20 protein-coding genes are annotated in these 22997 nt (G+C 73.1%); 7 read left to right on the forward strand and 13 right to left on the reverse strand.

The window, feature by feature from the left end; translation table 11 throughout:
• Position 1: 1 nt before the first annotated feature.
• Genes pgi through tkt form a run of 5 tightly spaced genes read right to left on the reverse strand, consistent with a single transcriptional unit; the run spans position 2 to position 7637 of the window.
• On the reverse strand, positions 2-1654 hold the full coding sequence (pgi, locus tag ACIRGB_RS12065) for a glucose-6-phosphate isomerase (protein WP_403862222.1): 1653 nt from the start codon (positions 1652-1654) through the stop codon (positions 2-4).
• Positions 1647-2582 carry a glucose-6-phosphate dehydrogenase assembly protein OpcA gene (gene opcA, locus ACIRGB_RS12070; protein ID WP_398918211.1) on the reverse strand — a complete coding sequence of 312 codons (936 nt, stop codon included), beginning with the start codon at positions 2580-2582 and terminating at the stop codon, positions 1647-1649. Before opcA ends, pgi begins: the two co-directional genes overlap by 8 nt.
• Positions 2579-4357, reverse strand: coding sequence for a glucose-6-phosphate dehydrogenase (gene zwf / locus ACIRGB_RS12075; RefSeq protein ID WP_403862225.1), 1779 nt, complete (start codon positions 4355-4357; stop codon positions 2579-2581). The genes opcA and zwf overlap by 4 nt, the downstream gene beginning before the upstream one ends.
• Positions 4354-5499 (reverse strand): transaldolase, encoded by a 1146-nt coding sequence (gene tal / locus ACIRGB_RS12080; protein WP_403862228.1) that lies wholly within the window; start codon positions 5497-5499, stop codon positions 4354-4356. Before tal ends, zwf begins: the two co-directional genes overlap by 4 nt.
• Positions 5500-5540: 41 nt before the next feature.
• Positions 5541-7637, reverse strand: coding sequence for a transketolase (gene tkt / locus ACIRGB_RS12085; RefSeq protein ID WP_403862231.1), 2097 nt, complete (start codon positions 7635-7637; stop codon positions 5541-5543).
• A 157-nt stretch (positions 7638-7794) separates the two neighbouring features.
• Between tkt and ACIRGB_RS12090 the strand changes: the two genes are divergently transcribed.
• Positions 7795-8700 (forward strand): AraC family transcriptional regulator, encoded by a 906-nt coding sequence (locus ACIRGB_RS12090; RefSeq protein ID WP_403862235.1) that lies wholly within the window; start codon positions 7795-7797, stop codon positions 8698-8700.
• A gap of 78 nt (positions 8701-8778) precedes the next feature.
• Here the strand turns inward: ACIRGB_RS12090 and ACIRGB_RS12095 are convergent, their stop codons facing one another.
• On the reverse strand, positions 8779-10179 hold the full coding sequence (locus tag ACIRGB_RS12095; RefSeq protein ID WP_403862238.1) for a glycoside hydrolase family 16 protein: 1401 nt from the start codon (positions 10177-10179) through the stop codon (positions 8779-8781).
• A gap of 249 nt (positions 10180-10428) precedes the next feature.
• Entirely contained in the window at positions 10429-11223 is a 795-nt protein-coding gene (locus tag ACIRGB_RS12100; protein WP_403862241.1) for an IclR family transcriptional regulator, read from the reverse strand.
• Between the two features lie 129 nt (positions 11224-11352).
• Between ACIRGB_RS12100 and ACIRGB_RS12105 the strand changes: the two genes are divergently transcribed.
• Entirely contained in the window at positions 11353-12690 is a 1338-nt protein-coding gene (locus tag ACIRGB_RS12105) for a 6-phospho-beta-glucosidase (RefSeq protein WP_403862244.1), read from the forward strand.
• On the opposite strand, the gene ACIRGB_RS12110 is transcribed toward ACIRGB_RS12105, so the two are convergent.
• A complete protein-coding gene (locus ACIRGB_RS12110) occupies positions 12683-13846 on the reverse strand; it encodes an ATP-grasp domain-containing protein (RefSeq protein ID WP_403862247.1) in 1164 nt (387 codons plus the stop codon). The two genes, ACIRGB_RS12105 and ACIRGB_RS12110, sit on opposite strands and share 8 nt — an antisense overlap.
• Before the next feature lie 284 nt (positions 13847-14130).
• Here ACIRGB_RS12110 and ACIRGB_RS12115 point away from each other — a divergent pair, with 284 nt between their 5' ends.
• Together ACIRGB_RS12115 and ACIRGB_RS12120 are read left to right on the forward strand one after the other, a co-directional pair.
• Positions 14131-15018, forward strand: coding sequence for a metallophosphoesterase family protein (locus tag ACIRGB_RS12115; RefSeq protein WP_403862250.1), 888 nt, complete (start codon positions 14131-14133; stop codon positions 15016-15018).
• Complete coding sequence (locus ACIRGB_RS12120; RefSeq protein ID WP_403862253.1) at positions 15015-15695, forward strand: 4'-phosphopantetheinyl transferase; 681 nt, start codon at positions 15015-15017, stop codon at positions 15693-15695. The genes ACIRGB_RS12115 and ACIRGB_RS12120 overlap by 4 nt, the downstream gene beginning before the upstream one ends.
• Before the next feature lie 25 nt (positions 15696-15720).
• Here the strand turns inward: ACIRGB_RS12120 and ACIRGB_RS12125 are convergent, their stop codons facing one another.
• Together ACIRGB_RS12125 and ACIRGB_RS12130 are read right to left on the reverse strand one after the other, a co-directional pair.
• Positions 15721-15957, reverse strand: a complete 237-nt coding sequence (locus tag ACIRGB_RS12125; RefSeq protein WP_403862255.1) for a hypothetical protein — start codon at positions 15955-15957, stop codon at positions 15721-15723.
• A 194-nt stretch (positions 15958-16151) separates the two neighbouring features.
• Complete coding sequence (locus ACIRGB_RS12130) at positions 16152-16808, reverse strand: helix-turn-helix domain-containing protein (protein ID WP_403862258.1); 657 nt, start codon at positions 16806-16808, stop codon at positions 16152-16154.
• A gap of 233 nt (positions 16809-17041) precedes the next feature.
• On the opposite strand from ACIRGB_RS12130, the gene ACIRGB_RS12135 reads away from it, so the two are divergent.
• Positions 17042-17701, forward strand: coding sequence for a hypothetical protein (locus tag ACIRGB_RS12135; RefSeq protein WP_403862260.1), 660 nt, complete (start codon positions 17042-17044; stop codon positions 17699-17701).
• Positions 17702-17783: 82 nt separating this feature from the next.
• Here the strand turns inward: ACIRGB_RS12135 and ACIRGB_RS12140 are convergent, their stop codons facing one another.
• The 3 genes from ACIRGB_RS12140 to ACIRGB_RS12150 are packed head-to-tail and all read right to left on the reverse strand — an operon-like array spanning position 17784 to position 19962.
• Positions 17784-18725 (reverse strand): PDR/VanB family oxidoreductase, encoded by a 942-nt coding sequence (locus ACIRGB_RS12140; RefSeq protein WP_403862263.1) that lies wholly within the window; start codon positions 18723-18725, stop codon positions 17784-17786.
• Positions 18722-18892: a hypothetical protein gene (locus ACIRGB_RS12145; RefSeq protein WP_403862266.1), complete on the reverse strand. Its 171-nt coding sequence runs from the start codon at positions 18890-18892 to the stop codon at positions 18722-18724. The genes ACIRGB_RS12140 and ACIRGB_RS12145 overlap by 4 nt, the downstream gene beginning before the upstream one ends.
• The gene (locus ACIRGB_RS12150; RefSeq protein WP_403862269.1) at positions 18889-19962 is read right to left on the reverse strand and encodes a Rieske 2Fe-2S domain-containing protein; all 1074 of its coding nucleotides are present in this window, start codon (positions 19960-19962) and stop codon (positions 18889-18891) included. Before ACIRGB_RS12150 ends, ACIRGB_RS12145 begins: the two co-directional genes overlap by 4 nt.
• Before the next feature lie 223 nt (positions 19963-20185).
• On the opposite strand from ACIRGB_RS12150, the gene lanKC reads away from it, so the two are divergent.
• Both lanKC and ACIRGB_RS12160 read left to right on the forward strand, forming a co-directional pair.
• On the forward strand, positions 20186-22870 hold the full coding sequence (gene lanKC / locus ACIRGB_RS12155; protein WP_403862272.1) for a class III lanthionine synthetase LanKC: 2685 nt from the start codon (positions 20186-20188) through the stop codon (positions 22868-22870).
• Positions 22867-22995: a SapB/AmfS family lanthipeptide gene (locus ACIRGB_RS12160; protein ID WP_003972313.1), complete on the forward strand. Its 129-nt coding sequence runs from the start codon at positions 22867-22869 to the stop codon at positions 22993-22995. The genes lanKC and ACIRGB_RS12160 overlap by 4 nt, the downstream gene beginning before the upstream one ends.
• The last annotated feature ends 2 nt before the right edge of the window (positions 22996-22997 follow it).

Consider the following 22997-nt stretch of genomic DNA (forward strand, 5'->3'; position numbering starts at 1 on the left):
GTCAGTGCACTTCCTTCAGTTCACGGTAGGCGGCCACCAGCGCGGCCGTGGACGGATCGAGGCCGGGCACGTCCGCCCCCTTGGTGAGGGCGGGTTCGACGCGCTTGGCGAGCACCTTGCCGAGTTCGACGCCCCACTGGTCGAAGGAGTCGATGTTCCAGATCGCGCCCTGCACGAACACCTTGTGCTCGTACAGCGCGATGAGCTGGCCGAGGACGGAGGGGGTCAGCTCGGCGGCCAGGACGGTCGTGGTGGGGTGGTTGCCGCGGAAGGTCTTGTGCGGGACCAGTTCCTCGGGCACCCCCTCGGCACGCACCTCGTCCGGGGTCTTGCCGAAGGCGAGCGCCTGGGTCTGCGCGAAGAAGTTGGCCATCAGCAGGTCGTGCTGGGCCTTCAGCCCGTCGCTCAACTCGCCCACCGGCCGCGCGAAGCCGATGAAGTCCGCCGGGATCAGCTTGGTGCCCTGGTGGATCAGCTGGTAGTACGCGTGCTGCCCATTGGTGCCCGGCGTGCCCCACACCACCGGCCCGGTCTGCCACTCCACCGGATTCCCGTCCCGGTCGACGGACTTGCCGTTGGACTCCATGTCCAACTGCTGGAGATACGCGGTGAACTTCGACAGATAGTGGCTGTACGGCAGGACCGCGTGGGACTGCGCGCCCAGGAAGTCGCCGTACCAGACGCCCAGCAGACCGAGGATCAGCGGCGCGTTGGCCGGGGCCTCGGCGTTGCGGAAGTGCTCGTCGACGATGCGGAAGCCGTCGAGCATCTCCCGGAAGCGGTCCGGGCCGATGGCGATCATCAGGGAGAGGCCGATCGCCGAGTCGAAGGAGTACCGGCCGCCGACCCAGTCCCAGAACTCGAACATGTTGGCCGTGTCGATGCCGAACCCGGCGACCTTCTCGACGTTGGTCGACAGCGCCACGAAGTGCTTGGCGACCGCCTTCTCGTCACCGTCGAACGCGGCCAGCAGCCAGGACCGCGCCGAGGTGGCGTTGGTGATCGTCTCGATGGTGGTGAACGTCTTGGACGCGATGATGAACAGCGTCTCGGCCGGGTCCAGGTCCCGAAGCGCCTCGTGCAGGTCGGCGCCGTCCACGTTGGACACGAAGCGGAAGGTGAGCGAGCGGTCGGTGAAGGCCCGCAGCGCCTCGTACGCCATCGCGGGGCCCAGGTCGGAGCCGCCGATGCCGATGTTGACGACGTTCCTGATGCGCTTGCCGGTGTGACCGGTCCACTCGCCGCCCCGGACCCGGTCGGCGAAGCCGGCCATCTTGTCGAGCACGGCGTGCACCTGGGGGACGACGTTCTCGCCGTCGACCTCGATCACCGCGTCCCGCGGGGCGCGCAGCGCGGTGTGCAGCACGGCCCGGTCCTCGGTGATGTTGATGCGCTCACCGCGGAACATCGCGTCGCGCAGCCCGAACACGTCGGTGGCGGCGGCCAGTTCCTGGAGCAGGGCCAGCGTCTCGTCGGTGACGAGGTTCTTCGAGTAGTCGATCCGCAGATCGCCGACGCGCACGACGTACCGCTCCGCCCGCCCGGGGTCCTGGGCGAACAGCTCGCGCAGGTCGGGGTGGGGCAGCGTGCCCTTGGCGTGGTCGGCGAGCGCGGTCCACTGCGGACGCTGGTCGAGCTTGGTGGTGTCAGACATGAACAGGGGTCTCCTTGCCGGCCTCGCCGCGCAGGGCGACGGCGTACATCTCGTCGGCGTCGAGGCGCCTGAGCTCCTCGGCGATGAGTTCGGAGGTGGGGCGCACCTTCAGGGCGACGGAGCGCGGGGGCTGACCGGGCAGGGTCATGGTGGCGAGCGGCCCCTCTGGCCGGTCGACGACGATCTCGCCGCCCGCGGTGCCGAGCCGGACGGCCGTGACGACCGGCCCGTCGGTGACCACGCGCTCCACGCGGACGCCCAGGCGGGCCTCAAGCCAGCGGGCCAGCAGCTCGGCGGCCGGGTTGTCCGCCTCGGCCTCCACGACCGCAGAGGTCACCGGCACCCGGGCCTGGTCCAGGGCCGCGGCCAGCATCGAGCGCCACAGCGTCAGCCGGGTCCAGGCCAGGTCGGTGTCGCCGGGGGCGTAGGCGCGCACCCGGCGCTCCAGGACCTCCATCGGCCGCTCGACCGTGTAGAGGTCGGTGATCCGGCGCTGGGCGAGCGCGCCCAGCGGGTCCTTCGCGGGGTTGTCCGGCGCCTGGACCGGCCACCAGACGACGACCGGCGCGTCCGGCAGCAGCAGCGGCAGCACCACCGAGTCGGCGTGCTCGGACACCTCCCCGTACATGCGCAGCACGACGGTCTCGCCGGTCCCCGCCTCGGAACCGACCCGGACCTCGGCGTCGAGGTGCGAGCGGGTGCGGTCGCGCAGGTTGCGCGGGTGGCGCTTGATGACGACCAGGGTGCGCGAGGGGTGCTCGTGCGAGGCCTCCTCGGCCGCCTTGATCGCGTCGTAGGCGTTCTCCTCGTCCGTGACGATGACCAGGGTGAGCACCATGCCCACGGCCGGGGTGCCGATGGCCCGCCGCCCCTGCACCAGCGCCTTGTTGATCTTGCTTGCCGTGGTGTCGGTCAGGTCGATCCTCATGGCCTGCGCCAGCTCCGTCCGTCTCGTGCGAGCATCTCGTCGGCTTCCCGCGGTCCCCAGCCGCCCGACGCGTACTGCGCGGGCTTGTCGTGCGAGGCCCAGTACTCCTCGATCGGGTCGAGGATCCGCCAGGACTCTTCCACCTCCTGGTGGCGCGGGAACAGGTTGGCGTCGCCCAGAAGGACGTCCAGGATCAGCCGTTCGTACGCCTCCGGGCTGGACTCCGTGAACGACTCGCCGTAGGCGAAGTCCATGGACACGTCCCGGATCTCCATCGACGTGCCCGGCACCTTCGAGCCGAAGCGCACCGTCATGCCCTCGTCCGGCTGGACGCGGATGACGATCGCGTTCTCGCCCAGCTCCTCCGTGGCGGTGGAGTCGAAGGGGGAGTGCGGGGCCCGCTGGAAGACCACCGCGATCTCCGTGACCCGGCGGCCCAGGCGCTTGCCGGTGCGCAGGTAGAAGGGCACGCCCGCCCAGCGGCGGTTGTCGATGCCCAGCTTGATCGCCGCGTAGGTGTCGGTGGTGGAGGCCGGGTCGATGCCCTCCTCCTCCAGGTAGCCGGGCACCCGCGCGCCGCCCTGCCAGCCGCCCGCGTACTGCCCGCGCACCGTGTGCCCGCCCAGGTCGTCCGGCAGCCGCACGGCCCGCAGCACCTTCAGCTTCTCGGTGAGCAGCGACCGCGCGTCGAAGGCGGCCGGCTCCTCCATGGCGGTCAGCGCCATCAGCTGGAGCAGGTGGTTCTGGATGACGTCGCGGGCCGCGCCGATGCCGTCGTAGTAGCCGGCCCGGCCGCCGATGCCGATGTCCTCGGCCATGGTGATCTGCACGTGGTCGACGTAGGACCGGTTCCAGATCGGCTCGTACATCTGGTTGGCGAAGCGCAGCGCCAGGATGTTCTGGACGGTCTCCTTGCCCAGGTAGTGGTCGATGCGGAAGACCTGCTCCGGGTCGAAGACCTCGTGCACCAGCGCGTTCAGCTCGCGGGCGCTGTCCAGGTCGTGCCCGAACGGCTTCTCGATCACCGCACGCCGCCAGGAGCCGTCCGGCCCGTCGGTCAGCCCGTGCTTCTTGAGCTGCTGGACGACCTTCGGGAAGAACTTCGGCGGCACGGACAGGTAGAAGGCGTAGTTGCCGCTGGTGCCGCGGGAGGCGTCCAGCTCCTCGACCGACTCGCGCAGCTGTTCGAACGCCTGGTCGTCGTCGAAGTCGCCCGGGATGAAGCGCATGCCCTCGGAGAGCTGCTGCCAGACCTCCTCGCGGAACGGCGTGCGCGCGTGCTCCTTGACCGCGTCGTGCACGACCTGGGCGAAGTCCTGGTCCTCCCAGTCCCGGCGGGCGAAGCCGACCAGCGAGAAGCCCGGCGGCAGCAGGCCGCGGTTGGCCAGGTCGTACACGGCGGGCATCAGCTTGCGGCGGGACAGGTCGCCGGTGACGCCGAAGATGACCAGCCCCGACGGGCCCGCGATACGGGGCAGACGGCGGTCCTGGGGATCGCGCAGCGGGTTGCTCCAGTCGAGCGGTGCCACCGGCTCGACGGCCTCCTTGCCCGCGCCCTTGCCCTTCGCCCCCTTCGCGGCGCGGGCCGTCCCGGTCTTCTTCGCGCCCCGGGCGGACCCGGAGCGTCCGGTCGCCTTCGCCGCCCCGGCGGCGTCGGCCTCCTGCGCCGCCCGGGCGTGCGGCGGTCCGGCCGCGTCCTGCGACGTCCGGGCCTCCTCGGCCGCCTTCGCGGCCTTGGTCTCCCGGGCCGTCGTAGCGGGAAGCTCCTCGCTCATTCCCCGTCAACTCCCTTGCTGTCGAGGGACTTCGTCACGGCGACGAGCAGGTCCTGCCAGGCCGCCTCGAACTTCGCCACGCCCTCCTGCTCCAACTGCTCCACCACCTCGTCGTACGACACGCCGAGCCGCTCCACCGCCGCCAGGTCGGCCCGGGCCTGGGCGTACCCGCCGGTGACCGTGTCGCCCCGGACGTCGCCGTGATCGGCGGCGGCCTCCAGGGTGGCCTCCGGCATCGTGTTCACGGTGCCGGGAGCGACCAGCTCCTCCACGTACAGGGTGTCCCGGAATGCCGGGTCCTTCACACCGGTGGACGCCCACAGGGGGCGCTGGGGGTTGGCGCGGGCCCCGGCGAGGGCGGTGAAGCGGTCGCCCGCGAAGACGTTCTCGTACGCCTCGTAGGCCAGTCGCGCGTTGGCCAGCGCGGCCTTTCCGCGCAGCGCCAGCGCCTCGTCGGTGCCCAGCAGGGAGAGGCGCTTGTCGATCTCGCTGTCCACGCGGGAGACGAAGAAGGACGCGACCGAGTGGATGCCGGCCAGGTCGGTCCCGGCCGCCCGCGCCTTCTCCAGACCGGCGAGGTAGGCGTCCATGACCTCGCGGTAGCGCTCCAGGGAGAAGATCAGCGTGACGTTGACGCTGATCCCGGCGCCGATGACCTCGGTGATCGCCGGGAGACCGGCCTTCGTCGCCGGGATCTTGATCATCACGTTGGGCCGGTCGACCAGCCACGCCAGCTGACGCGCCTCGGCGACGGTGGCCCGCGTGTCGTGGGCGAGCCGGGGGTCGACCTCGATGGAGACCCGGCCGTCGCGCCCGCCGGTGGCGTCGTACACCTCGCGCAGCACGTCGGCGGCGGCGCGGACGTCGGCGGTGGTCATCATGCGGACCGCCTCGTCGACCGTGACGCCCCGGGTCGCCAGGTCGGCGAGCTGCTCCTCGTAGCCCTCGCCGGAGCCGATGGCCGCCTGGAAGATCGACGGGTTGGTGGTGACGCCGACGACGTTCTTCGTCCGGATCAGCTCGGCGAGGTTGCCGGACTCGATCCGCCGCCGCGACAGGTCGTCGAGCCAGACGGACACGCCCTGGTCGGCCAGGCGTTGCAGTGCTCCCGCGGGCGCGGTTGCTTCGGTCACAGTGATCATCATCTCTTTCTGCGATCGGATCGGGGTGGGATCCGGTGGGGTCAGGCGCGGGTGGCGGCCAGGGATTCCCGGGCGGCGGCGGCCACGTGCCCGGCGGTGAAACCGAACTCGGTGAACAGGGTTCCGGCGTCGGCGGAGGCGCCGAAGTGCTCCAGGGAGACGATGCGGCCCGCGTCCCCGACGTACCGGTGCCAGGTCAGGCCGATCCCGGCCTCCACGGCCACCCGGGCCCGCACGGACGGCGGCAGCACGCTCTCGCGGTAGGCGCGGGGCTGCTCCTCGAACCACTCCACGGACGGCATCGACACCACCCGCGTGGCGGTGCCCTCGGCCTCCAGCTCCTCCCGCGCGGCCATCGCGAGCTGGACCTCGGAGCCGGTGGCGATCAGGACGACCTCCGGGGTACCGGAGGAGGCGTCGGCGAGGACGTAGCCGCCGCGCGCCGCGTCCGGGTTCGGCGCGTAGGTCGGCACGCCCTGCCGGGTGAGGGCGAGGCCGTGCGGTGCCGGGTGGGTGGAGTGCCGCCGGAGGATCTCGGCCCACACGGTCGCGGTCTCGTTGGCGTCGGCGGGGCGGACGACGTTGAGGCCGGGGATGGCGCGCAGCGAGGCCAGGTGCTCCACCGGCTGGTGGGTCGGGCCGTCCTCGCCGAGGCCGACGGAGTCGTGCGTCCACACGTACGTCACCGGCAGCTGCATCAGCGCGGACATGCGCACCGCGTTGCGCATGTAGTCGGAGAAGACCAGGAAGGTGCCGCCGTAGATCCGGGTGTTGCCGTGCAGGGCGATGCCGTTCATCTCCGCGGCCATGGAGAACTCGCGGATGCCGAAGTGCACGGTGCGGCCGTACGGGTCGGCCCCGGGAAGGGGGTTGCCCGCGGGCAGGAAGGAGCTGGCCTTGTCGATGGTGGTGTTGTTGGAGCCGGCCAGGTCGGCCGAGCCGCCCCACAGCTCGGGCAGCACCGGGCCGAGCGCCTGGAGGACCTTGCCGGAGGCGGCCCGGGTGGCGACCGACGTGCCGGTCTCGAACACCGGCAGGGCGTCCTCCCAGCCCTCGGGCAGCCGGCCGGCGACCACGCGGTCGAAGAGGGCCGCGCGCTCGGGGGCGGCGTCGCGCCAGGCGGCGATCCGCTTGTCCCAGGCGGCGTGCGCCTCGGCGCCCCGGTCCAGGGCCCGGCGGGTGTGGGCGAGCACCTCGCCGTCCACGTCGAAGGACTTCTCCGGGTCGAAGCCGAGGACGCGCTTGGTGGCGGCGACCTCCTCCGCGCCGAGCGCGGAGCCGTGGCTGGCCTCGGTGTTCCGCGCGTTCGGTGCGGGCCAGGCGATGATCGTGCGCATCGCGATGATGGACGGGCGCCCGGTCTCGGCCTTCGCCGCCGTCAGCGCCGCGTGCAGGGCGTGCACGTCGACGTCGCCGTTCTCGGCGGGCGCGACGCGCTGCGTGTGCCAGCCGTACGCCTCGTAGCGCTTCAGCACGTCCTCGGAGAACGCGGTCGCGGTGTCGCCCTCGATGGAGATGTGGTTGTCGTCGTAAAGGAAGACCAGATTGCCGAGCCGCTGGTGGCCGGCCATCGACGACGCCTCGGCGGAGACGCCCTCCTGGAGGTCGCCGTCGCTGACGATCGCCCAGATCGTGTGGTCGAAGGGGGACTCGCCCTCGGGGGCCTCGGGGTCGAACAGGCCGCGCTCGTAGCGGGCGGCCATCGCCATGCCCACCGCGTTGGCCACGCCCTGGCCCAGCGGACCGGTCGTGGTCTCCACGCCCGCCGTGTGCCCGTACTCGGGGTGGCCCGGCGTCTTGGAGCCGTGCGTGCGGAAGGCCTTGAGGTCGTCCAGCTCGACCTCGTACCCGGCGAGGAAGAGCTGGGTGTAGAGGGTCAGCGAGGTGTGGCCGGGGGAGAGGACGAAGCGGTCACGGCCGGTCCACTCGGGGTCGGCGGGGTCATGCCGCATCATCTTCTGAAAGATCGTGTACGCGGCCGGGGCCAGGGCCATCGCCGTGCCCGGGTGGCCGTTGCCCACCTTCTGCACGGCGTCGGCCGCCAGAACCCGGGCGGTGTCGACGGCACGCCGGTCGAGTTCGGTCCATGCGAAGCGGTCCGCGCTGTCCACTGTCTGCTTGCTCGGCTGCGTGCTCATCTTCAAGAAGTCCTCGATCGGAGCGGAGTACCTGGTCTGACGCGTTCAAACTTAAAAGTCTGACTTTTGGGAGTGAAGGTCGTGGTGTGCCAGCCTGTGGTGAAACTGGGACACGCCCCGGCCGCGGGGCGCACGGGCGGGACGGCACGAGGCGGACATGGCGGACGAAAGACATCAAGGCGGCGGCGACGGGATCAGAACGTTCCCCTTCCCGGTCGATCTCAGCCTCCTCGGAGTCGGCATGCAGGTCGGTCCCATGGGCGCCGGCCGCACCTGGCACGCGCATGCCCCGTTGCACCGCGTGCACCGCATCGACTTCCACGTCGTCATGCTCTTCACCGGCGGACCGGTCCGTCACATGATCGACTTCGCGGAGTACGAGGCGTCGGCCGGCGATCTGCTGTGGATCCGTCCCGGCCAGGTCCACCGCTTCGCGCCCGGGACCGAGTACCGCGGAACGGTGCTCACCATGCAGCCCGGCTTCCTGCCCCGCGCCACCGTGGAGGCGACCGGCCTCTACCGCTACGACCTGCCGCCGCTGCTCCACCCCGACGCGGCGCGGCTCGCCGGACTGACGGCCTCGCTCGACCAGTTGCGGCGCGAGTACGAGGACGCGACCACACTCCCACTGAGCCTGCACACCGCCGTACTGCGCCACACGCTGTCCGCGTTCCTGCTGCGCCTGGCGCATCTGGCGGCGAGTTCCGGCCACGCGGCGCGGGAAGGGCGGGCGGAGCCGCCGGGGGACAGCACCTTCACCCTCTTCCGGGACGCGGTCGAGCGGGGCTTCGCCACCAACCACAGCGTCAGCGCCTACGCCGACGCGCTCGGTTACTCCCGCCGCACCCTGGTCCGCGCGGTGCGGGCCGCCACCGGCGAGACGCCCAAGGGATTCATCGACAAACGCGTCGTCCTGGAGGCCAAGCGGCTCCTGGCCCACACCGACATGCCGATCGGCCGGGTCGGCGCGGCGGTCGGCTTCCCGGACGCGGCGAACTTCTCCAAGTTCTTCCAGCAGCACACCGACCAGACACCGGCGGCCTTCCGGGCGGAACTGCGCTGAGGCACACCGCCCGGCACGGCGAAGGGGCTCCACGGCGCGTGGAGCCCCTTCGCCCTCCCGCGGGGGGCCGGTCGCCGCTCAGCGGCCGAAGCTGAACCAGTTCACGTTGACGAAGTCGGCGCTCTGCCCGCTGGTGAAGGTCAGGTACACGTCGTGGGTGCCCGTCACCGAGGCGATGTTCGCCGGGATCGTGCGCCACGACTGCCAGCCGCCCGTGTTGCCCACGGCGAAACTGCCGATCGGCGTGGCGGTACGGCTGTCCAGGCGCACCTCGACCAGACCGCTGACCCCGGCGGCCGCACCGCTCGCCACCCGCGCCTTGAACTGCGTCGCCGCGCTCGAACCGAACTTCACGCCCTTGTACTGCGCCCAGTCGCCGTTCGCGAGGGCACCGAGGTTGCTCCCGCCGCCCGAGTCCGAGCTGCCCTCGGTCATCGTGCCGGACTGGGCGTCGTACGACTCGGCCTCGATGGTGCCGTACGCGTCGCGGTCACCACCGGTCGGCGGGGGCGTGGTACCGCTCCCACCGGCCGACAGCACCTGGACGTAGTCCACGAGCATGGAGTGGCCGGGCTGGGTGCCGCCGTCCGGACCGCCGCCGAACGCGTCCGGGAAGCCGCCGCCCATCGCGACGTTGAGGATGATGAAGTAGCCGTGGTTCGTGGCGTTCGCCCACGTGGTCGCGTCGACCTGGTTGGCGCGGACGGTGTGGAAGGTGCTGCCGTCCACGGAGAAGCGGATCTCCTCGACGCTCGTCGAGCGGTCCCACTCCACCCGGTAGGTGTGGAAGCCCGCCTGGCAGGTGGTGCCGGGACACGGGGTGTTGCCGCCGATGCCGCTGGTCTCGTTGCAGGGGCCGCCGGGCGAGGTGCCGCAGTGCAGCGTGGACCACACCGTGTTGAGGCCCTGGGTGTTCTCCATGATGTCGATCTCACCGACACCGGGCCAGTTCCAGTAGTTGCCCCGGTAGGGCGAGCCGAGCATCCAGAACGCCGGCCAGTAGCCCTTGGCCGCGGCCCCGGTGACGTTCGGGACCTGGATGCGGGCCTCCACGCGCAGCTTGCCCCCGGCCGGGGGCTGGAAGTCGGCGCGCTTGGTCTCGATGCGGCCCGAGGTCCAGTTGCCGGCGCCGTCGCGCCGCGGGGTGATGCGCAGGTTCCCGCCGCCGTCCAGCGAGACGTTGTCCGGGGACGAGGTCATCGTCTCGATCTCGCCGGTGCCCCAGTTGGCCGGGCCGCCCGGGTACGAGGTGCCGGTGTCGTACTGCCAGTTCGCGGTGTTCACGCCGGAACCGGCCGCGCCGTCGAAGTCGTCGGCGAAGACCTGCGTCCAGCCGGACGGGGGCGGCGGGACGGCCGCGCCCGCCGACGGGCTGGTGACGGTCGTGGCCGCCGCGGCGAGGCCGAGCGTGCCGACGACGGCCACCAGCGCCCGGCGCAGGGTCCGGCGTCTGGGCGGGTTGCCGGATGTCTGACTCATGTGGGGGTCGCCTCTCGGTGCGGGGGAGTGGGAAGCGGTACGCCCCGAGCGCGCTCCGCGGGGAGACGAATGAGAGCGCTCTCAGAGTGCGGCCAATGTGCTCCGGGCCGCCGTCGCCGTCAAGAGGTGAAGCCGAGAAAGTCCCTGCGGAGCAGGGGAGTTCAGCGCCTGAACGTCGTGAACGTCACGAAAGTGGTGTCGATCGGCAAGGCCGCTCTCCCCTGGCCCGTGCGAGAAGGGTCCGGTGTGTCAGTGGGTGTACGGGCGCCCGTTCTCACCGGTGGTGAGAGGGGCGCTCGGACGCCAGCCCAGGGCCCGGGAGATGCCGCGGGCCGCCAGCCGGACCGCCGGGACCAGCGTCGGCACCCGCGCGTCGGCGTACGGCACGACGACCGACACGGCCGCCGTCACGGTGCCGTCCGGGCCGTGCACCGGTGCGGCCACCGAGAGGGCGTCGTCGGTGACCTGACGGTCGCTCACCGCCGCCCCGGTGCGCCGCACCTCGGCCAGCACCCGGCGCAGCCGTGCCGGGTCGGTGATCGTGTACGGGGTGAAGGAGGCGAGCGGACCGGTGCGGTACGCCTCCTGGAACTCCGGTTCGCCGTGCGCGAGCAGGGCCAGCCCGACCCCGGTGGCGTGCAGCGGCCAGCGGGCCCCGACCCGGATGTGCACGCCGACCGACGACCGCGCCGCCAGCCACTCGATGTACACGACCTCGCCGCCGTCCCGCACCGCCAGCTGCACGTTCTCGTGGGTCGCCTCGTACAGGTCCTCCAGGTACGGCCACGCGACCTGCCGCAGCGCGAGACCGCGCGGGGCGAGCGCGGCCAGCTCCCACAGCCGCAGGCCGACGTGGTAGACGCCCGACTCGTCCCGCTCCAGCGCACCCCATCGGGTCAGCGCGCCCACCAGACGGTGCGCGGTGGTCAGGCTCAGCCCGGCCCGGCGGCTGATGTCCGTCAGGGACAGGGACGGGTGCGCGTGGTCGAACGCGGCGAGCACGGACAGCAGCCGGTCGGGGGCGGTGGTGGCGGGGGCGGTCACCGGGCCGAGGGTAGGTGCCGGCCCGGCCGCTGGACAGAGGGCAGGTCGGGTGCACGCGCGGGGACACCCGGCCGTGCCATGATCGGCGCCGGACGGAAGTGCGGCCGCGGGCGACGGAAGGATGCGGACGTGAGGCTGACGATGCTGGGCGGCGGCGGATTCCGGGTGCCGCTCGTGTACGGGGCGCTCCTCGGGGACCGCGGTGAGGGGCGCGTGACCGACGTCGTCCTGCACGACCTGGACCCGGCCAGGCTGACGGCGGTGACCCGGGTGCTGGCCGAACAGGCGGCCGGGGTGCCCGACGCGCCGGCGGTCACCGCCACCACCGACCTCGACGAGGCGCTGCGCGGCGCCGACTTCGTCTTCTCCGCGATCCGCGTCGGCGGCCTCCAGGGACGCGCCGACGACGAACGGGTGGCGCTCGCCGAGGGCGTCCTCGGCCAGGAGACGGTCGGCGCGGGCGGCATCGCGTACGGGCTGCGGACCGTCCCGGTCGCCGTCGACATCGCCCGCCGGGTGGCCCGGCTGGCGCCGGACGCCTGGGTCATCAACTTCACCAACCCGGCGGGACTCGTCACCGAGGCCATGTCCCGGCACCTCGGCGACCGCGTCATCGGCATCTGCGACTCGCCGGTCGGGCTCGGCCGCCGCGTCGCCCGGGTTCTGGGCGCCGACCCGGACCGCGCCTTCGTCGACTACGTCGGCCTCAACCACCTCGGCTGGCTGCGCGGCCTGCGCGTCGGCGGACGCGACGAACTGCCGCGGCTGCTCGCCGACCCGGCGCTGCTCGGCTCCTTCGAGGAGGGCCGGCTCTTCGGCCCCGAGTGGCTGCGCTCCCTCGGCGCGGTCCCCAACGAGTACCTGCACTACTACTACTTCAACCGGGAGACCGTCCGCGCCTACCGGGAGGCCGACCGCACCCGCGGCGCGTTCCTGCGCGACCAGCAGGCCCGCTTCTACGACGAGATGCGCCGCCCCGACGCCCCGGCCCTGGCCACCTGGGACCGCACCCGCGCCGAACGCGAGGCCACCTACATGGCCGAGAACCGCGAGACGGCGGGCGCGGGCGAACGCGAGGCCGAGGACCTGTCCGGCGGCTACGAGAAGGTGGCGCTGGCGCTGATGCGGGCCGTCGCCCGGGACCGGCGCGCCACCCTGATCCTCAACGTCCGCAACCGCGGCACACTGTCCGTCCTGGACCGGGACGCGGTGATCGAGGTCCCCTGCCTGGTCGACGCGAACGGCGCCCACCCGCTGGCGGTCGACCCGCTGCCGGACCACGCCACCGGCCTGGTCTGCGCGGTCAAGGCCGTCGAGCGCGACGTCCTGACCGCGGCCGAGACCGGCTCCCGCGCCGCCGCGGTACGCGCCTTCGCCCTGCACCCCCTCGTCGACTCGGTCGACGTCGCCCACCGCCTCGTCGACGGCTACCGGGCGGTGCACCCGGGGCTGGCGTACCTCAGGTGAGGCCCACCGGCGCGGACGTCGCCGGTGCCGGTGCGGCGGCCGCCGTCCGTGCCGGGTCCGGCTCCGGTTGCGGTTCCGGCGACGGTACGGGCGTCGCCACGGCGGCGAGGTCCGGGCGCTGCTGCGGCAGGGACACCGGGCGCAGCGGGCGGGGTCCGGAGACCACCGCGTAGTCCTGGCCCAGGAACGGCGGCTCCAGCTCACCGGGGTCGTCCCCGAGGGCCAGCCGGACCGCCGCCCACGGCACGTTGATCCCGCACAGCGCCAGCTGGTGCAGCCCGCCGGCCGGGCGGGTGTTGACGTCCATCAGGACGGGATGGTCGCCGTACATCCGGAACTGCACGTTGGACAGGTGGTGCAGCCCGAACGCCTCGGCGATCCGCCGCGCCGGTGCCAGCCACCGCTCGTGCAGGGTGAACCCCCGGCGGCGGCCGTTCTTGGTGCGGCCCACCGCCAGCCGGACCCGGTTGTCGGGCCCCGTCAGGAGGTCCACCGAGACCTCCGGCTGCTCCAGACGCGGCATCACCAGCCAGTCCACCGGCTCCTCGGCCGCCCGCAGCGCCTCGACGACCAGCGGCAGCGGCACGGACGGGCTCGGGAAGCCGTTCAGGTGCGCGAGCGAGAAGGGGTCCCGGGTGACCATGCGGAAGCCCACACCGCCCGCACCGGAGGCCGGCTTGAAGCACGCCCGGTGGCCGCCCGCCTCCAGTTCCTCCACCGCGAGGACGAGTTCCTCGGCCGTGCGCACCCGCCACCACGGCGGCACCGGCACGCCGACCGCCCGGACCGCCTCGTAGGCGATCACCTTGTCACCGAACAGGGCCACCGCCTCCGGCGGCGGCGCGAGCAGCGCCGTACCGGCCGCCTCGAACTCGGCGCGGTGCGCCACGATCGCCGACTGGTGCAGCCGGGGCACGAACACGTCGATGCCGCGCCGCGCGCACTGCGCCAGGGCGTACTCGACGTAACCGGCGGGGGAGAGCCCTTCGGGTTCCAGGTCGGCGGTGTCCGCGGCGGCCAGCACGGGGGAGTCCGGGTCGCCGTGCGTGGCATGGATCTCGACGGCCCGGTCGGCGGGATTTCTCCGCAGCTGATCCATGAAGAAGACGTTCTCCGCGTACGTGCGGTTGAGCCAGACGCGTACGGGAGAAGCCATGCAAGCCGCCTTCCGGGGTTCGCGGGCAGGGCGAAGCGGGCCGTGCCCGGCCAGGGGTTGGGAGGGACACCGAGCCGCTCTGCGCGAAAGGAGAGTCGTGGCGGTGGTGTTGGGGCGATCATAGGGGTACGCGCGGCCCCGGGCGCAACGAGCCTCACACGGATGCGCGGGAGCGGCCGTCCGGGCGGCCCCCGGCCCCGGCGCGGCGGGCCCGGGGGCCGCCTTGTGACCGGGGCGTGGATGTGATCTCGTGGCGTCGAACGTGTGTCGGGAAGGGGTGGGGGATGACGTCGAGGGCCGGTGCTCCGGGGAAGTTGTGGGCCATCAGCGATCTGCACATCGGTTATCAGGAGAACCGGGACCTGGTGGAGCGCACGCACCCCGAGTCCGACGAGGACTGGCTCCTGGTGGCCGGCGACGTGGCGGAGACCGTCGCCGACATCCGCTGGGCGCTCGGGACCCTCGCGGACCGCTTCCGCCGGGTCGTCTGGGTCCCGGGCAACCACGAACTGTGGACGCACCCCAAGGACACCGTCACCCTGCGCGGCGTCGCCCGCTACGAACACCTCGTCGAGATGTGCCGCGACCTGGGCGTGACCACCCCCGAGGACCCCTACCCGGTGTGGGAGGGCGCGGGCGGCCCGGCGGTCGTCGCCCCGCTCTTCCTGCTCTACGACTACTCGTTCCTGCCCGCGGGATGCGCGACCAAGGCCGAGGGCCTGGAGTACGCGCAGGGCACCGGCGTCGTGTGCAGCGACGAGTACCTGCTGCACCCCGACCCCTATCCCAGCCGTGAGGCCTGGTGCCGGGCGCGGGTCGAGGAGACCGAGCGCAGGCTCGCCGAGATCCCCGCGGACCTGCCGACGATCCCGGTCAACCACTATCCGCTGCACCGGCATCCCACCGACGTCCTGTGGTACCCCGAGTTCGCCATGTGGTGCGGCACCTCGCTGACCGCCGACTGGCACCGCAGATTCCGGGTCGACACCATGGTCTACGGGCACCTGCACATCCCGCGCACCACCTGGCACGAGGGGGTCCGCTTCGAGGAGGTGTCGGTGGGCTATCCCCGCGAGTGGCGCAAGCGGCCGGGACCGCCCGGGCAACTGCGCCGCATCCTGCCGTCGACGCAGACGACCACGGCGCCGTCGCGCCAGGAGGTGACCCGGTGATCGAGGAACTGCTGCCCGACACGGTCGTCACCGTGGAGGCGTTCGGCCACGACGACGCCGGTCACCTGCCGCTGTACCCGGAGGAGGAGGCGATGGTCGCGCGGGCGGTCGCCAAGCGGCGCCGGGAGTTCACCGTCGTGCGGTCCTGCGCCCGCCGGGCCATGGAGAAGCTCGGCGTGCCCCCGCAGCCCGTGCTGTCCGGGGAACGCGGGGCGCCGCGCTGGCCGGACGGCCTCGCCGGCAGCATGACCCACTGCGACGGCTACTGCGCCGCCGCCCTGGTCCGCCTGACCGACCTGGCCTCCGTCGGCATCGACGCCGAACCCGACGGACCGCTCCCGGACGGCGTCCTCGCCACCATCGCCCTGCCCACCGAGCTGGCCCGGCTGCGGCGACTGGACGAGGCGCGGCCCGGCGTCCACTGGGACCGGTTGCTGTTCAGCGCCAAGGAGTCGGTCTACAAGGCGTGGTTCCCCCTCACCCGGAAGTGGCTGGACTTCGCGGAGGCGGACATCGAACTCGTCGTGGACCCGGTCGACCCGCGCCGCGGCACCCTGCACGCCGACCTCCTGGTGCCGGGACCGACCGTGGCGGGCAGGCGCCTGAACCGCTTCGACGGCCGCTGGACCGCCCAGGACGGCCTGGTCGCCACGGCGATCTCGGTCCCCCGCACCTGACCGGCGACCGGGCCGCCCGCCCCCGTCAGGGACGCGGGCACCAGTCCCGCAACAGCCGGAAGAACGCCTCCTCGTTCCCCGTCAGTCCCGCGGCCCGCAGGGCCTGCTCCGCCTCGGCCAGCACGGAGGGCGGGACGACGGGCGGCCGGGGAGCGTCGCCGGGACCGGCCCCGGTGTCGAAGCCGGCGCGCACGGTGTGCAGGAGCCGCAGGTACGCCTGGACGGCGGTGCGTTCGCGGTCGGTCAGTACGGCGGTGGTCATCGGTCGGCTCTCCCCACAACGACGTCAGCGGTCACGCGCCCCCGCACGGCGGCGGCACCCTCCCAGCTTGCCGTCCGCCACTGACAATCCCGTCCGGCCGCGCCCCGTGCCCCGCCCCATCGCACCGATCGGACCAGGCAGTTGCCCGTCGTGCCGGGTGAGCGGGCCCCGACCGGGGTCCCCCGCCCGGGGGTTCAGGACTCGGGCCGCTTGACGCTCTCCAGGAGCATGTCCAGCCACTCGGCGACCTTGTCGCGGTGCTGGTCGGTGGGCAGTTGCGCGGCCCGCCAGGCGATGCCGCGCACTCCGTGGTCCTGGAGCAGCCGCTCCAGCGGGTCGTCCGCGGCGGTCGCCGCCTCCCGCTCCCGGTCGGCGAGCTGCTGGAGCAGTTCCTGCTCGGTGCGCTGGAGGGCGCCCGCGAGCGCCTCGGGGTCCTCGGCGGTGAGGAATCCGGCGTGCACCCGGAAGAAGCGCTGAATGGCGTCGCAGTGCTCCATGGTGGGGCGCCGGTCGCCGTTGATGAGGGCGCCGGCCTGCTGCCGCGACATCCCGGCGCCGTCGGCTATCTCCTGCTGGGTGTACTTGCGGCCGTTCGGCTTCAGCCGGGTGCGGCGCAGCAGGTCCAGGCGCTGCACGAACCTGATCCGGACGTCGGGCTCGCCCGCCGGCCGGCCGCCGAGCAGGGCCCCGACGACGGACTCGGGAACACCGGAGGCGGCGGACAGCCGGGCGACGCCGAAGACCTCGGCGTGCGGCACGCCCAGCCGGTCCGCGAGTGCGCCGACCCGGGCGACGACGGCGGTCAGCGTGGTGGTCGGCATGGTGCCCGGACCTTCGAAGCCACCCGTCACCGACTGCTCTCCTACGTCTCTCACAGGCCTCACAGGCTTCTCACAAGCAGTTGCCGTGAACTTCCCGGAGAGTAGCCCGCCGCTCGAACCCACATCCAGGCATCGCCACAACTGTGGCCTATTTCAGCCGTCAACAGGCACGAAATGCCACGATAGTTGACACGCCTCGCGTCGGGGCGCCAGGATGCGGGACGCCGCGAGAAGGCCGCATAGGCAAGAGGGGTGACCTCCCGATGGCATTTCAGGCAGGAGGGCAGCGGTCGGCGCCGCGGCCCACCCCCGCGACCCCCGAGGCCCAGGCCTATCTCCAGGACTACACCGCGCTCCTGGAAGCCGTCCCCTTCCCCTCCCTCGTCGTCGACCACCGCTGGGACGTGGTGCTGGCCAACGGCGCCTTCCGGACACTCTTCCAGGGCGCGGGACCGCATCCGACGGCCATGCCGGACGACAACTTCCTCCGGTTCGTCCTCTTCCACCCCGATGCCGCCACGGTCCTCGGCGAGCACGAGTCGAGCTGGTGCCTGCCCATGCTGGCGCACTTCGCCGCCGCTCTGGAGCGCTACGGCCACGACCCCGGCCTGCAGGCCGTCCGCCGGGACATCGCCCAGGACCCGATCATGGAGGCCGCCTACCGCCAGGGCCTGCCGCACTGGGTCCGTGCCGTCGGCGACCGCGCCGTCGAACACGACGGCGCCGTACGGCCGCTGCACCACCCCGACCCGCGCCGGGGCACCACCGAGTGCCGGGTCGTGGTCGAGACGTCCGGGGCGCTCCAGGAGCTGGGTTACACCCGGCTGACGCTGGTCCTGCGGGAGCCGCCCCGCACCGCGCACCGGTCCCCGCGCGCCCGCCGCGCCCCCTCCCACCTGAGGGTCGTCCCCGCCGCCGAGTGACCGGTGGCCGGCGCGGGACGGGGCGCCCGCCGCCCCGCGCTTGGGCCGTGGAGGTCTCGACCGCGTGTGCGCCGCCGCCGGGTCACAGGTCCAGCACGAGCCGCCGGCCGCGGCACCGCGACACACAGATGAGCATCGTCTCCCCGGCGGCCCGCTCCTCCTCGGTGAGCACCGAGTCCCGGTGGTCCGGTTCACCCTCGACGACCTCGGTCTCACAGGTCCCGCAGGTGCCCTCCGCGCAGGAGTAGAGCACCTCGACGCCCGCTTCGCGGACCGCGTCCAGGACGGAGACGCCGGGCGGGACGGCGACCGTGCGGCCGCTGCGCGCGAGGACGACCTCGAACCCCGCCCCGGCCGTGGCCCGAGCGCCGGCCTCCTTCGGGCGGAACCGCTCCACGCGCAGGCTCCCGGCCGGGCAGCGCTCCTCGACGGCGTCCAGCAGCGGACCCGGTCCGCAGCAGTAGACCAGGGTGCCCGGGGGCACGTCGTCGAGCACGGACGCGAGGTCGAGCAGCCCCGACTCGTCCTCCGGGGCGATGGTCACCCGGCCGCCGTACCGCGCCAACTCCTCCGTGAACGCCATCCCGGCCCGGGTCCGCCCGCCGTACAGCAGGGTCCACTCGGCGCCCGCCTCCTCGGCGGCGGCCAGCATCGGCAGGATCGGGGTGATGCCGATGCCGCCCGCCACGAAACGGTAGCGGGGCGCGCGCTCCAGCCGGAAGGTGTTGCGCGGGCCGCGCACCCGGACCTCGTCCCCGGCCCGCAACCGCCCGTGGACGTAGGCCGAGCCGCCCCGGCCGTCCTTCTCGCGCAGTACCGCGATCCGCCACCGCGCCCGGTCGGCCGGGTCGCCGCACAGCGAGTACTGACGCTCCAGACCGGGGCCGAGGGCGACGTCGACGTGGGCGCCGGGCTCCCAGGCGGGCAGTGGCTCGCCCAGCGGGTGGCGCAGGGTGAGGAGGAGCACGCCGTCGGCCGCGGTCTCCCGGCGGTCGACGACGAGTTCGGCTTCGTAGCGGGTCATGAACCGTCCCCGGGCAGCTCGTGTCCGCGCGGGTGGGCGAGCATCCAGTCCCACATCGCGACGGGGTCCTCGGCGCTGTGCCGGGCACCGCAGTGGCAGGTGCCGTGGAGCACGTCGGTGCCGGGCAGCCAGTCGATGCGGTAGACCTCGCCGGTACGCCCGCTCACCGGGTCACCCGCGGCCCGGTCCCGGCGCCCTCCTCGACCAGCCGGGCCAGGATGCGGCGGGCGGCCAGGCCCCCGGTGTCGAGGTTGATGCTCAGCTCCTGGTAGCCGGTGCGCTCACCGCCGAGCGTGCGCTGGAGCAGGTTCAGCGCGTCGACGTCCTGCATCACGACCGTGCGGTTGTTCTTGGCCAGGAACTCGGTGACCTCGGCGTCGTCCGTCGCCCAGTCCCGGGAGACCGCCCAGAAGTCGTACACCTTTCCGTCGCCGGACGGCGTGATGGCGTACGTGATCTCGGTGTGGAAACCGTCCGGATCGCCGCCGTCGGGCGCGGGCACCGCGCCGGCCGGGGCGACCCGGCTGTGCAGCACGTACAGGCAGGGGGCGTGGTACTCGATGTCCTGCCAGCGGTCGATGCGCCCGCTGATGCCCGTCGACCTGGCGTAGAACGGCGGGCACTCGGCGTCGTCCATGTGCCGGCTCACCCGGACGATCCCGGCGCCCTCGTCGACCTCGGTGGTGATCGGCGTCTCGGCGACCTCCGGCGTGCCGATGTAACCGCCGTGCAGATACGTCTCGTGGGACAGGTCGAGGAGGTTGTCGACCAGCAGCCCGTAGTCCGCGTCGATCGGCTCCATGCCCCGGACCGTGACCCAGCCCGGCGCGTCCAGGTGCCGGGCCCGCGGCACGGCCTCCGGGTCGGCCAGCGCCGGGTCGCCGATCCACACCCACACCAGGGAGTCCCGTTCGGCCACCGGGTAGGAGGCGACACGGGCGGTGCGCGGGACCCGCTTCTGTCCCGGCACGTACACGCAGGTGCCGGTCGTGTCGTAGGTGAACCCGTGGTACCCGCACACGATCCGGTCGCCGTCCAGCCGCGTCGGCGCCTCGGACAGCGGATAGCGGCGGTGCACACAGCGGTCGTGCAGGACGACCGGGCTCCCGTCCTCCTCGGTGCGGTAGAGCACGAGCGGCTCACCGAGGACCGTGCGGCCCAGCAACTCGCGCCCCACCTCGTGACGGTAGGCGGCGACGTACCACTGGTTCCTGGCGAAGGCGGTCATGTGCGGCATGCGCGGCTCCCGTCGGCGTCGACATCGTGTGGACACACCCTCGCCACGCCGCCCGGCCCCGGCAACAGCACTTCCGCCCGGCGGAATTGCCCCGCTCCGGTAGGCACTGCCGCGAAGTTACCTGTGCGTTCCGCACGTCGGAGTGATGACAGCGGCAACTGTGCGGGGCCGTACGCCGCGTGACAGCGTCGTCCCCGTCAGCGACCGGTGGGAGGGAGACGGCGTGAACAAGGGCTATGCCGTGTACTGCGACGCGGACCCGTACTTCTACGACGCTCCGCACCGCACGGCTCCCCGGACCGGGTCCTCGCGCTCCCGGTACGCCGCGGCCTCCTCACCCGTACCCGAGGGGTGGCAGCGCCACGAGAGCGGGGACTGGCTCGCGCTGCGCCCGGTCGACGCCGACCTGCCCGCACAGGGGTGGAAGATCCATGTCTCCGCCTGCCTCGACAACGCCGAGTCCGTGCTCGACCGGGTGTGGCGGCACTGCGTCGCCGGCGGTACGGCCTTCAAGTTCGTGCCCAGCCGCTACCTGCTGCACCAGCGCAACGCCAAGTACGCGGACCGGGCCGGCAGCGGCAAGTTCATCACCGTGTACCCGGCGGACGAGACGGAGTGCGAACGGCTCGCGGGGGAACTGTCCGAGCTGCTGGCCGGCGAGCCCGGACCGCACATCCTGAGCGACCTGCGCATCGGCGACGGCCCCGTGCACGTCCGCTACGGCGGCTTCACCCGCCGCGACTGCTACGACGCGGACGGACAGCTGAGACCCGCCGTGACCGGCCCCGACGGCGTGCTGGTGCCCGACCTGCGCGGCCCGGTCTTCCGCGTCCCGGACTGGATCGAGCCGCCCGCCTTCCTGCGCCCGCACCTCGACGCCCGCGCCGCGGTGACGATGACCGGCCTGCCCTGCACCGTCGAGTCGGCGCTGCACTTCTCCAACGGCGGGGGCGTCTACCTCGCCCGGGACACCCGCACCGGCGAGCGGGTCGTCCTCAAGGAGGCCCGTCCGTACGCCGGTCTCGCGGCCGACGGCGCCGACGCCGTGACCCGGCTGCACCGCGAACGCCGGGCCCTGGAGCGGCTGTCGGGCCTCGACTGCACGCCCGAGGTGCTGGACCACCTCACGGTCGGGGAGCACCACTTCCTCGTCCTGGAGTACCTCGACGGCAAGCCGCTCAACACGTTCTTCGCCCGCCGCCACCCGCTCATCGAAGCGGACCCGGGGGAGCGGCGACTGGCCGAGTACACCGACTGGGCCCTCGACGTCCACGCCCGGGTGGAGCGCGCCGTCGAGCAGGTCCACGCCCGGGGCGTGGTCTTCAACGACCTGCACCTGTTCAACATCATGATCCGGGACGACGGCAGCGTCGCCCTGCTGGACTTCGAGGCCGCCCACGACGTCGACGGACCCGGCCGGCAGACCGTGGCCAACCCGGGGTTCGTGGCGCCTTCCGACCGGCGCGGCGTGGCGGTGGACCGGTACGCGCTGGCGTGTCTGCGGCTCGCGCTGTTCCTCCCGCTCACCAGTCTGCTGGCCGTCGACCGGCGCAAGGCCGCGCACCTCGCGGACGTGGTGGCCGAGCACTTCCCGGTGGACCGGGCCTTCCTGGACGAGGCGGTCGACGAGATCACGCGCGTCGACGGAGCCCCGGAGACCCGACGGTCCGCGGGCCCGGCGGCAGGGCGGCCCGCCGGGCCGGTGGCACCGGTCCGGCCGGACGACTGGCCGCGCAGCCGGGACTCCATGGCCGCGGCGATCCGCGCCAGCGCGACGCCGTCCCGCACGGACCGCCTCTTCCCCGGCGACATCGCCCAGTTCGCCACGGCGGGCGGCGGGCTGGCCTTCGGCCACGGCGCGGCGGGGGTCCTGTACGCCCTGACCGAGAGCGGGGCCGGACGGGACGAGGAAGGCGAGCAGTGGCTGCTGGAGCGGACCAAGCAGCCGCCCTCGGGCATGCCGCTCGGCTTCCACGACGGGCTCGCCGGCATCGCCTGGACCCTGGAGCGTCTGGGCCATCGCGACCGCGCCCTCGACCTCACCGAACTCCTCCTCGACCAGCCCTTCGACCACCTGGGCACCGACCTGCACGGCGGCACCGCGGGCCTCGGCCTGGCCCTGGACTCGCTGGCCGCCACCACCGGCCAGGACGCGCTCCACTCGGCGGCGCTGCGCTGCGCCGAACTGACCGCCGACGGCGCGCCCGCCGACCGCGCACCGGCCGACCGCGTGAGCCGCGGCCGGGCCCGGGCCGGGCTGCTGTACGGCGGCGCCGGGCGGGCGCTGTTCTTCCTGCGCCTGTTCGAACGCACCCGGGACTCCGCCCTGCTCGACCTCGCCCGCGACGCGCTGCGCCAGGACCTCGCCCGCTGCGTCCGCGGCGCGGGCGGCGCGCTCCAGGTCGACGAGGGCTGGCGCACCATGCCCTACCTGGGCGCCGGCAGCGTCGGCATCGGCATGGTGCTGGACGACTACCTGGCACACCGGGCGGACGAGGAGTTCGCGCGGGCCAGGAACGAGATCGTGGCCGCGGCCCAGGCGATGTTCTACGCCCAGCCTGGCCTCTACCGGGGCGTGGCCGGAATGGTCCTGTACCTGGGCCGCACCTCGGCCACGGCGCCCGGCGCGGGCCCGGAGGCCGTACGGCGCCAACTCGACGCCCTGTCCTGGCACGCCATGTCCTACCGCGACCGGCTCGCCTTCCCCGGCGAGCAGATGATGCGCCTGTCCATGGACCTCTCGACCGGAACGGCCGGGTGCCTGCTGGCCGTCGCCTCCGTCCTCGGCGACACGCCCGCCGCACTGCCGTTCCTGCCGCCGCCGCGCCCGAGCGCGGCCCCCAGACCCGGCCCCACCAGGGGTCGTGAGAAGAGCACACCCGTTGCCGTACGAAGGGAAAAGTCATGAACCTGTTCGACCTGCAGTCGATGGAGACCCCGAAGGAAGAGGCCATGGGGGACGTCGAGACCGGTAGCCGCGCGAGCCTCCTGCTCTGCGGCGACAGCAGCCTGAGCATCACCACCTGTAACTGACG

Origin of the sequence: Streptomyces sp. NPDC102490, assembly GCF_044765285.1 — a bacterium.
In the GTDB taxonomy this organism is placed as follows: domain Bacteria; phylum Actinomycetota; class Actinomycetes; order Streptomycetales; family Streptomycetaceae; genus Streptomyces.

Bases quoted from the DNA above. Each gene is read 5' to 3' on its own strand.
- pgi (WP_403862222.1), bottom strand. From the start codon at position 1,654: ATGTCTGACACCACCAAGCTCGACCAGCGTCCGCAGTGGACCGCGCTC.
- opcA (WP_398918211.1), bottom strand. From the start codon at position 2,582: ATGAGGATCGACCTGACCGACACCACGGCAAGCAAGATCAACAAGGCG.
- zwf (WP_403862225.1), bottom strand. From the start codon at position 4,357: ATGAGCGAGGAGCTTCCCGCTACGACGGCCCGGGAGACCAAGGCCGCG.
- tal (WP_403862228.1), bottom strand. From the start codon at position 5,499: ATGATCACTGTGACCGAAGCAACCGCGCCCGCGGGAGCACTGCAACGC.
- tkt (WP_403862231.1), bottom strand. From the start codon at position 7,637: ATGAGCACGCAGCCGAGCAAGCAGACAGTGGACAGCGCGGACCGCTTC.
- ACIRGB_RS12090 (WP_403862235.1), top strand. From the start codon at position 7,795: ATGGCGGACGAAAGACATCAAGGCGGCGGCGACGGGATCAGAACGTTC.
- ACIRGB_RS12095 (WP_403862238.1), bottom strand. From the start codon at position 10,179: ATGAGTCAGACATCCGGCAACCCGCCCAGACGCCGGACCCTGCGCCGG.
- ACIRGB_RS12110 (WP_403862247.1), bottom strand. From the start codon at position 13,846: ATGGCTTCTCCCGTACGCGTCTGGCTCAACCGCACGTACGCGGAGAAC.
- ACIRGB_RS12115 (WP_403862250.1), top strand. From the start codon at position 14,131: ATGACGTCGAGGGCCGGTGCTCCGGGGAAGTTGTGGGCCATCAGCGAT.
- ACIRGB_RS12125 (WP_403862255.1), bottom strand. From the start codon at position 15,957: ATGACCACCGCCGTACTGACCGACCGCGAACGCACCGCCGTCCAGGCG.
- ACIRGB_RS12135 (WP_403862260.1), top strand. From the start codon at position 17,042: ATGGCATTTCAGGCAGGAGGGCAGCGGTCGGCGCCGCGGCCCACCCCC.
- ACIRGB_RS12140 (WP_403862263.1), bottom strand. From the start codon at position 18,725: ATGACCCGCTACGAAGCCGAACTCGTCGTCGACCGCCGGGAGACCGCG.
- ACIRGB_RS12150 (WP_403862269.1), bottom strand. From the start codon at position 19,962: ATGCCGCACATGACCGCCTTCGCCAGGAACCAGTGGTACGTCGCCGCC.
- ACIRGB_RS12160 (WP_003972313.1), top strand. From the start codon at position 22,867: ATGAACCTGTTCGACCTGCAGTCGATGGAGACCCCGAAGGAAGAGGCC.